We start from the raw sequence: 561 nt of genomic DNA on the forward strand, positions 1-561 counted from the left end.
GTTGAAATGGCAAAACAGCACGCTGATCTAGGCGCGATGTACCATGTTCCGCAAATGTTGATTGATATGGCGGCGAAAGGCGAAAGCTTCTACGGCGCGCAACAGCAAGGTTCTATCTAAGGAGGGATTCCAAAAATGACTAATCAAACCAGAAACGTTGTCGTAGTCGATTGTCTACGTACCCCAATGGGTCGCTCTAAAGGTGGTGCTTTCCGTCATACTCGTGCAGAAGACCTTTCTGCGCACCTAATGAAAGGCATTCTGGCACGCAACCCACAAGTGAACCCAAGCGAGATTGAAGACATCTACTGGGGCTGTGTGCAACAAACGCTTGAGCAAGGCTTTAACATCGCGCGTAATGCAGCGCTGCTTGCTGGCCTACCAATTGAGATTGGCGCAGTAACCGTGAACCGTCTGTGTGGCTCATCTATGCAAGCCCTGCATGATGGTACTCGTGCAATCATGACAGGTGACGCGGAAATTTGCCTGATCGGTGGTGTCGAGCACATGGGTCACGTACCAATGAACCACGGTGTGGACTTCCACCCTGGCATGTCGAAA

Annotated in this window: 1 protein-coding gene; it reads left to right on the plus strand. The window is 51.0% G+C overall.

The window, feature by feature from the left end; all coding sequences use genetic code 11:
- Positions 1-135 precede the first annotated feature (135 nt).
- Positions 136-561: beta-ketoacyl synthase N-terminal-like domain-containing protein (locus R7Z47_RS26230; RefSeq protein WP_318130949.1), on the plus strand; the 426-nt coding region annotated here is incomplete at its 3' end.

The sequence above is a fragment of the Vibrio sp. 1641 genome (assembly GCF_033339995.1).
Taxonomy (GTDB): Bacteria; Pseudomonadota; Gammaproteobacteria; order Enterobacterales; family Vibrionaceae; genus Vibrio; species Vibrio alginolyticus.